Source organism: Amycolatopsis sp. SID8362, from assembly GCF_010550475.1.
Taxonomy (GTDB): domain Bacteria; phylum Actinomycetota; class Actinomycetes; order Mycobacteriales; family Pseudonocardiaceae; genus Amycolatopsis; species Amycolatopsis eburnea.
Window position 1 is genome coordinate 1 of record NZ_JAAGNB010000185.1, and the last position, 8,446, is coordinate 8,446.

Genomic DNA, 8,446 nt, shown 5'->3' on the forward strand with positions numbered 1-8,446 from the left:
CAGCCCGCGGACGCCTTCGGTGTCCACGACGCCGTCGGCGATCAGCCGCATCGCGCGGGCCACCAGGTCGGCGCGCTCGTTCCACAGCGGCGAGCCGGGGCTGGCGTCGGGGCGGCAGCGCTTGCAGGCGCGGAACCCGGCCTGCTGCGCGGCCGCCGCGCTCGGGTAGAAGCTCATGTTCCGCGGCTTGGGCGGCACCACGGGACAGCTGGGCCGGCAGTAGATCTTCGTCGTCAGGACCGCCGTGTAGAACCACCCGTCGAACCGGGCGTCCTTCGCCTGCACGGCCCGCACGCACCGTTCGAAGTCTTCATGCACGCGACCCAGCATCGCCGAGCGCGACGGCCGGGGCTAGCGGAAATGCGACATGGGCGTCAGCCCAGCAAAGCCGCCAGCGCGGACACGTCGACGCCGACGAGCGAGTCGCGGAACACGCGCCGCTCCCCCGCCTCGACCGGCACGTCGTTCGGGATGACCAGCACCGTGCAGCCCGCCGCGACCGCCGACGCCGTGCCCGGCGGGGAGTCCTCGACCGCGACGCACCCGGCCGGGTCGACGCCGAGCAGTTCGGCGGCCTTGAGGTAGGGGCGCGGGTGCGGCTTGTTGAGGCCCTCGACCTCGTCGCCGCACACCGTGACGTCGAAGAAGTCGCGGCCGATCGTGTTCAGCGCCAGCTCGGTCAGGTCGCGTTCGGTCGAGGTGACCAGCGCCGAACGCAAGCCGGCCGCGCGCACCGCGGCCAGGGCTTCGCGGGCTCCCGGACGCCACGGCAGCGCGTCGTCGAAGAGCCCGGCCGTGCGGCGGCGGATCTGGTCACCGGTCGACGCGATCGCCTCCGGGGTCACCGGACGGCCGACCACCTCGAGCAGGTACTCCGCCGTGTCGTCCATGTTGGACCCGACGAGCGTCATCCGCTGTTCTTCGGAAAGCTTGCCGCCGAGGGCTTCCGCCGTCTCGTAGAGCGCGACGTCCCACAGCTTCTCGGAATCGACCAGTGTGCCGTCCATGTCCCACAACACGGCGCCGAGTCCGTCCACAGTGGATTCCCTCCAGGTCAGGTGTTGAAGTACTTCGCTTCCGGGTGGTGGCAGACGATCGCGTCCGTCGACTGCTCGGGGTGCAGCTGGTACTCCTCGGACAGCTTGACGCCGATCCGGCCCGGTTCGAGGAGGGCGACGATCTTCGCCCGGTCTTCGAGGTCGGGACAGGCGCCATAGCCCAGGGAGAACCTGGCTCCACGGTAGCCGAGCTTGAAGAAGTCCTCGACGTCGTCCGGGTCCTCTGAGGCGACCGCCACACCGCCGGGGAACGTCAGCTCGCCCCGGACGCGGCAGTGCCAGTACTCGGCCAGCGCTTCGGCGAGCTGCACGCCGAGGCCGTGCACTTCGAGGTAGTCGCGGTAGGCGTTCGCGGCGAACAGCTCGTTCGCGTAGTCGGCGATGGGCTGGCCCATGGTGACGATCGTGAACGGCACGACGTCGACCTCCCCCGCCTCGCGCGGCCGGTAGAAGTCGGCGAGGCAGAGCCGCCGGTCGCGGCGCTGGCGCGGGAAGGTGAACCGCACCCGCTCGGGGGCGTCCGGTTCGGGCTCGGTGAGCACGACGAGGTCGTCGCCCTCGGCCACGCAGGGGAAGTAGCCGTAGACGACGGCCGCGTGCGCCAGGATCCCGTCGGCGGTCAGCCGGTCGAGCCAGTACCGCAGCCGCGGCCTGCCTTCGGACTCGACCAGTTCGTCGTACGTCGGCCCGGCGCCGCCGCGGGCGCCCTTGAGGCCCCACTGCCCCATGAAGGTCGCGCGCTCGTCGAGCATCGCGGCGTAGTCGGCGAGCGGGACGCCCCTGACCACCCGGCTGCCCCAGAACGGCGGGGACGGCAGCGGGACGTCGGTGGCGACGTCCGAGCGCGCCGGCGGCGGGCCTTCGAGCGCTTCCTCCTCCGCCTTGCGGGCCTTGCGCGCTTCGGCGATCCGCAGCGAGCGCTCACGGCGTTCCTTGCGCTCCCGGCGCTTCTGCTCGGCGTCGGCGTCCACCAGCGGCGTTTCCCCGCGCTTGGCGGCCATGATCGCGTCCATCAGCCGCAGGCCCTCGAACGCGTCCCGCGCGTAGCGGACGTCGCCGAGGTAGAGCTCCGTGAGGTCGTTCTCGACGTAGGACCGGGTGAGCGCGGCGCCGCCGAGCAGCACCGGCCAGCGCGCGGAGACGCCCCGGGAGTTCATCTCCTGGAGGTTCTCCTTCATGATCACGGTCGACTTCACCAGCAGCCCGGACATCCCGATCGCGTCGGCGCCCTGCTCCTCGGCCGCGTCCAGGATGGTCGTGATCGGCTGCTTGATGCCGAGGTTGACGACCTCGTAGCCGTTGTTGGACAGGATGATGTCGACGAGGTTCTTGCCGATGTCGTGCACGTCGCCGCGGACGGTGGCCAGCACGATCCGGCCCTTGCCGGCGTCGTCCTCCTTCTCCATGTGCGGCTCGAGGTGCGCGACGGCCGCCTTCATCACCTCGGCGGACTGCAGCACGAACGGCAGCTGCATCTGCCCCGACCCGAACAGCTCGCCGACGGTCTTCATGCCCGACAGCAGCGTGTCGTTGATGATCTGCAGGGCGGGCCGCTGCTCCAAGGCCGCGTCGAGGTCGTCGGCCAGGCCGTTGCGCTCACCGTCGACGATCCGGCGTTCCAGGCGTTCGAACAGCGGCAGCGCGGCCAGCTCTTCGGCCCGCGACGCCTTCGACGACGCCGCGCTGACGCCCTCGAACAGGGCCATCAGCTCCTGGAGCGGGTCGTAGCCGTCGCGGCGGCGGTCGTAGATCAGGTCGAGGGCCACCGCGCGCTGCTCGTCCGGGATCCGCGCCATCGGGAGGATCTTCGACGCGTGCACGATGGCGGTGTCCAGCCCGGCCTGGACGCACTCGTGCAGGAACACCGAGTTCAGCACCTGCCGGGCCGCGGGGTTCAGGCCGAAGGAGATGTTGGACAGCCCCAGCGTGGTCTGGACCTCGGGGTGCCGCCTTTTGATCTCGCGGATCGCCTCGATCGTCTCGACGCCGTCGCGGCGGGACTCCTCCTGGCCGGTGGCGATGGTGAAGGTGAGCGCGTCGACGATGACGTCGGACGTCCGCAGCCCCCAGTTCCCGGTGATGTCCTCGATCAGCCGGGTCGCGATGTCGGCCTTCTTGGCCGCGGTGCGCGCCTGGCCTTCCTCGTCGATCGTCAGCGCGACGACGGCGGCGCCGTACTCGCTGACCAGCTCCATGACCTGGGTGAACCGGGACTCCGGGCCGTCGCCGTCCTCGTAGTTGACGGAGTTGACAGCGCAGCGGCCGCCGAGGCGTTCGAGGCCCGCGCGGAGCACCGGGACCTCGGTGGAGTCCAGCATGATCGGCAAGGTGGACGCGGTGGCCAGGCGGCCGGCCAGCTCGGCCATGTCCGCGGTGCCGTCGCGCCCGACGTAGTCGACGCAGAGGTCGAGCAGGTGGGCGCCGTCGCGGGTCTGTTCGCGGGCGATCTCGACGCAGTCGTCCCAGCGGCCCTCGAGCATCGCCGTGCGGAACGCCTTCGAGCCGTTCGCGTTGGTCCGCTCGCCGATCATCAGCACGCTGGCGTCCTGCTTGAACGGCACCGCCTGGTAGAGCGACGACACGCCGGGCTCCGGGCGCGGCCGGCGCGGCACCGGGGCGGTGTCCGCGACCGCGGCGGCGAGCTGCCGGATGTGCTCGCCGGTCGTCCCGCAGCAGCCGCCGACCAGGCCGGCGCCGAACTCGCGGACGAACCCCGTCAGCGCCTCGACCAGCGCTTCCGGGCCCAGCGGGTAGACGGCGCCATCCGGGCCCAGCTCGGGCAGGCCGGCGTTCGGCATCACTGACAGCGGCACCCGGGCGTGCTTGGCCAGCTGGCGCAGGTGCTCGCTCATCTCGGCCGGGCCGGTGGCGCAGTTGAGCCCGATGACGTCGATGCCGAGCGGCTCCAGCGCGGCCAGCGCCGCGCCGACCTCGGTGCCGAGCAGCATGGTCCCGGTCGTTTCGACGGTGATCGAAGCGAGCACCGGGACGCGGCGGCCTTCGGCGGCCATCGCCCGCTTCGCGCCGATGATCGACGCCTTCGTCTGGAGGATGTCCTGGGTGGTCTCGACGATCACCGCGTCCACGCCGCCGGCCAGCAGGCCGCGGACCTCCTCCTGGTAGGCGTCACGCAGGGTGGCGAACGGCGCGTGCCCGAGCGTCGGGAGCTTCGTGCCGGGGCCGACCGAGCCGAGCACGAACCGCGGGCGTTCCGGCGTCGCGAACTCGTCGGCCGTCTCCCGCGCCAGCCGGGCGCCGGCCTCGGCCAGCTCGAAGATCCGCTCGGTGATGTCGTATTCGGCGAAGTTGGCGAAATTGGCCCCGAAAGTGTTGGTCTCGACCGCGTCCGCCCCCGCTTCGAGGTAGCCGCGGTGCACGGACCGGACGACGTCCGGCCGGGTGACGTTGAGGACCTCGTTGCAGCCCTCGAGCCCGGCGAAGTCGTCCAGGCTCAGGTCGTGGGCCTGCAGGGCGGTGCCCATGGCCCCGTCGGCGACCAGGACCCGGGAGCCGAGGGCATCGAGAAACGCGGACGACAGGCGGTCGGACATGCTGAACAGGGTAAGGCCGGTGGTCGTAGGCTGGTCCGGTGAGTGAGCCCGTCGACGAGACCCCGCGGCCGCCCGGCGACCGCCCCGAACCCACCCGACCGTTGATGGTCGTCGCCTTCGAAGGCTGGAACGACGCCGGCGACGCGGCCAGCCGCGCGGTGGAGCACCTGCAGCTGAACTGGGACGCCACGCCCCTGGCCGAACTGGAGCCCGACGACTACTACGACTTCCAGGTCAGCCGCCCGACCGTCCGGATGGTGGACGGTGTCACCCGCCGGGTGGACTGGCCGACGACAACGCTGTCGGTGTGCCGCCCCGACGGGTTCGACCGCGACGTGGTCCTCGTCCAGGGTCCCGAGCCGAACATGCGCTGGCGCGCGTTCTGCGCGGAGCTGCTGGAGCACATCAAGCAGCTCGACATCGCGACCGTCGTGACGCTCGGCGCCCTGCTCGCCGACACCGCGCACACGCGGCCGGTCCCGGTCACCGGGACGGCCTACGACAAGGACACCGCGTCCCTGTACGGGCTCGAGATGAACAACTACCAGGGCCCGACCGGCATCGTCGGGATCCTGCAGGACTACTGCGTGCAGGCGGGCATCCCGGCCGTGTCGATCTGGGCGGCGGTGCCGCACTACGTCTCGCACCCGCCGTCCCCGAAGGCGACGCTGGCGCTGCTGCACAAGCTCGAGGACATCCTCGACGTCGAGATCCCGCTCGGCGCGCTGCCGGAGCAGGCCGAGGAGTGGCAGCGCACGGTCAGCGAGATGGCCGACGAGGACGAAGAGATCAGCGAGTACGTCCGCGGCCTCGAAGAGCGCGGCGACGCGCAGAGCGAGGTCGCGGAACAGGACGTCAGCGGCGACAAGATCGCCGCCGAGTTCGAACGCTACCTGCGCCGCCGCGGCCGAGGCGGCGGGCAGGAAGGCTTCGGCCTGCGCTGAGTCACGCGCGCCAGCTGGTGGCGAACGCCCGGGCCGGGTTCGCCACCAGCATGGCCGTGACGACGTCGCCACCCAGCAGCTTCGTCAGCCGCGGCGCCAGCGTCGTGAGCAGGTACGGCAAGCCACCGGGCTCCCGGCGGGCCGTGGCGGTCGTCGTGTCGCCGCCGAGCAGCAGCTGACCGCCGTGCCCGGCGCCGACCAGGGCCTCGAGGCAGTCCGCGAGCCGCCAGTCGGTGGCGCGGTTGGCCAGGGACGGCCCGTCGAAGGCCAGGAAGACGCCGGTTTCCGCGATCTCGCGGTGGACCCGCGGCTCCGGGTGCCGGTTCAGGTGCCCGAGGATCACCCGGTCGGCGGGCACGCCGAGGGTGCCGCACAGCAGCTCGGCGATCTCGAGCCCGGCGGTGCCGTGTTCGAGGTGGACCGCGATCGGCGCCCCGGTCTCTTCGTGCGCCACCGCGGCGGCGGTCAGCGTCGTGCGGGCGTGGGCGTCGATCGCGTGGAACGCGCCGGCCACCTTGATCAGCCCCGCGCGGTGCTGCCGCGTCCGCAGGTCCTCCGGCAGGTCGGCGGGCCCGGTGCCCTCGACGAGGTCGGCGACGAAGAGCCGGACCAGGTCGTCGACCACCTGGCGGAGGAACGCGGGCGAGTAGTGCGCGGCCCGGTGCAGCCCGGTCGCCGCAACCACGTGTACCCCGGTCTCCCGCGAGAACTGGGCGAGCTCCCGCGTCCGGCGGCCGAGCCCGAACGGCGTCCACTGCACCACGCTCGCCCCGCCGGCGGCCCGGAACCCGATCAGCTGCTCCAGGGCCGCTTCAGTGCTGTCGAGTTCCTCGCCCGGGAGCAGTTTCGAGGCGAAGAACAGGTGGTCGTGCGAGTCGGTGACGCCGAGCGCGGCCGGATCGATGTCGCCGAGCAGCGTGCGCACCTTGGGTTCCCCAGTCACCCCGCCGAGTGTAACGGCTCACCCGTTACGCTGGCGAGGTGCCGGAAGACTTCCGCCTCGACATGGGCGCACCGTGGCTGAACCTCCTCGCCACCCGCGGCCGCCACTTCGGGCCGCAACCGGTCGAGCGCCTCCCGACCGTGGAGAAGCTGCGTGAGTGGCTCGCCCTCGCGGAGCTGACCCCGCTGGCGCCGGTGACCGGCTTCGAGCTGGCCACCGCCCATGAGCTTCGGGAGGTGCTGCGGCCACTCGCTTTGGGTGTGGTGGACGGTGTCGCGCCGACCGCCGAGCAGGTCTCGGCGCTGACGCGGTTCTTGAAGGCGGAGCCGGTGCACCTGGCCGCGCTCGACCGCCTGCACCGCAGCGCCCCGGCAACCGCGGCCGCCGCCTTCTCGCGGCTGGCCCACCAAGCGGCGGACTGGCTCACCGGGCCCCTGCGGCACGACTTGCGCGCTTGTCCGGAACAGGACTGCCGAGGGGTGTTCGCGGACCCGGGCGGAAGACGGCGCTGGTGCCCGTCCCCGGCGTGCGCGAGCCGCGGCCGGGTGCGTGCGCTCAGGGAACGGCGTCGTACGGAGTCCTGACGGCCGTTCAGGACGGCCAGAGGATGCGGCGCATCGGCACCGCGCCCCGGGCCCGCTTCCGCCACTCCCGCGGGTAACCCAGCGACACCTCTTCGAACCGCACCCCGTCGGCCTCGGTGGTCCGCGGGATGTGGAGGTGGCCGTACACCGCGATCTCCGCCCGGTACCGCACGTGCCAGTCCTCGGTCTTCGTCGAACCGCACCACAGCGCGAACTCCGGCCAGTACAGCGGTGCCGTCGGGTGGCGGTGCAGGGGCCAGTGCGACATCAGGATCGTGCCGTGGTCCTCGGGGATCGCGTCGAGGCGTTCCGTGCTGATCTTCAGCCGCTCCGCGCACCACGCCTGCCGGGTCGGGTACGGGTCCGGGTGCAGGAAGTACTCGTCGGTGCAGACGACGCCGGCCTCGCGCGCCTGGCGCAGGGCCTCCTCCAGGGGCTTGCCCTCGGCTTCCGGGGTCCGCCAGCTGTAGTCGTAGAGCAGGAACAGCGGCGCGATGGTCAGCGGCCGCGAACCGTGCTCCCAGACCGGGTACTCGTCCTCCGGGGTCAGGACGCCGATCTCGCGGCACTGCTCGACGAGGTGCTCGTACCGAGCCTGGCCGCGCAGCTGGCACGGGTCGTTGTTCGTGGTCCACAGCTCGTGGTTGCCCGGCACCCAGACGACCTTCGCGAACCGTTCACGCAGGGTCTTCAACGTCCCGATGGTGGCATCCGCGCGCTCGGCCACGTCGCCGGCGACGAGCAGCCAGTCGTCCGCCGTCTCGGGGACGACCGAGTCGAGGATCGGGGCGTTGCCCTCGTGGGTCACGTGGAGGTCGCTGGTGGCGAAGAGGTGCGGCACCCCTCCACCGTAGCCACCGCGTTCACGGGGACTTCGCGAAACCTGCGAATCCGGGCCAGCATGAGCACGCCCGCGAGCACGTAGACGCCGGCTTGCACGTTCAGCAGCACGGCGGGCCCGATCACCGCGACGAAGGTGCCCGCCAGCAGCGCGCCGGCGGTCGTGCAGGTGGCCATGACGGCGAACGTCGTGCTCAGCACCCGCCCGGCCCGGTCCGGCGTCACCACGCTCTGGATCTCCGACAGCGCCCCGGCGCCGACGACCACGCCCGGCGCGCCGACGAGGACGAACAACCCGACGTACACGCCCAGCGCCGTCGTCACCGGCGCCAGGTTCCAGATCACCGCGGACAGCACGCCCATCGCCAGCGAGCCCCACCCGAGCAACGCCGTGGGCGCCACGCGCCGCGCCGCGGTCGCCAGCGCGAACCCGGCGGCCAGCCCGCCGATCGCCTGCACGCCCCGGAGGAGCCCCGCGTCGGCCTCGCTGCCGCCGAGCACGTCGAAGACGTACACCACGAACAGC

General features: G+C 72.1%; 7 protein-coding genes and 1 pseudogene. 2 read left to right on the forward strand and 6 right to left on the reverse strand.

Annotation, left to right across the window (positions count from 1 at the left end):
• The 3 genes from G3I65_RS06725 to metH form a co-directional block, all read right to left on the reverse strand.
• Nucleotides 1-318: Ada metal-binding domain-containing protein (locus G3I65_RS06725; RefSeq protein WP_160695310.1), on the reverse strand; the 318-nt coding region annotated here is incomplete at its 3' end.
• 56 nt (nt 319-374) lie between these two features.
• Nucleotides 375-1,037, reverse strand: coding sequence for an HAD family phosphatase (locus G3I65_RS06730; RefSeq protein ID WP_160695311.1), 663 nt, complete (start codon nt 1,035-1,037; stop codon nt 375-377).
• Nucleotides 1,038-1,054: 17 nt separating this feature from the next.
• Complete coding sequence (gene metH / locus G3I65_RS06735) at nt 1,055-4,609, reverse strand: methionine synthase (RefSeq protein ID WP_160695312.1); 3,555 nt, start codon at nt 4,607-4,609, stop codon at nt 1,055-1,057.
• A 38-nt stretch (nt 4,610-4,647) separates the two neighbouring features.
• Here metH and G3I65_RS06740 point away from each other — a divergent pair, with 38 nt between their 5' ends.
• Nucleotides 4,648-5,553 (forward strand): PAC2 family protein, encoded by a 906-nt coding sequence (locus tag G3I65_RS06740; RefSeq protein ID WP_160695313.1) that lies wholly within the window; start codon nt 4,648-4,650, stop codon nt 5,551-5,553.
• A gap of 1 nt (nt 5,554) precedes the next feature.
• On the opposite strand, the gene G3I65_RS06745 is transcribed toward G3I65_RS06740, so the two are convergent.
• Nucleotides 5,555-6,496 (reverse strand): phosphotriesterase, encoded by a 942-nt coding sequence (locus G3I65_RS06745; RefSeq protein ID WP_309235304.1) that lies wholly within the window; start codon nt 6,494-6,496, stop codon nt 5,555-5,557.
• Between the two features lie 38 nt (nt 6,497-6,534).
• Here G3I65_RS06745 and G3I65_RS06750 point away from each other — a divergent pair, with 38 nt between their 5' ends.
• Nucleotides 6,535-7,080 (forward strand): ABATE domain-containing protein, encoded by a 546-nt coding sequence (locus tag G3I65_RS06750; RefSeq protein ID WP_160695314.1) that lies wholly within the window; start codon nt 6,535-6,537, stop codon nt 7,078-7,080.
• 7 nt (nt 7,081-7,087) lie between these two features.
• On the opposite strand, the gene G3I65_RS06755 is transcribed toward G3I65_RS06750, so the two are convergent.
• Together G3I65_RS06755 and G3I65_RS06760 are read right to left on the reverse strand one after the other, a co-directional pair.
• Nucleotides 7,088-7,921 (reverse strand): metallophosphoesterase, encoded by an 834-nt coding sequence (locus G3I65_RS06755; protein ID WP_160695315.1) that lies wholly within the window; start codon nt 7,919-7,921, stop codon nt 7,088-7,090.
• Nucleotides 7,885-8,446 (reverse strand): annotated as a pseudogene (locus G3I65_RS06760) (MFS transporter); the annotation flags it as partial. The pseudogene G3I65_RS06760 and the gene G3I65_RS06755, both read right to left, overlap by 37 nt.

Bases quoted from the DNA above. Each gene is read 5' to 3' on its own strand.
- metH (WP_160695312.1), bottom strand. From the start codon at position 4,609: ATGTCCGACCGCCTGTCGTCCGCGTTTCTCGATGCCCTCGGCTCCCGG.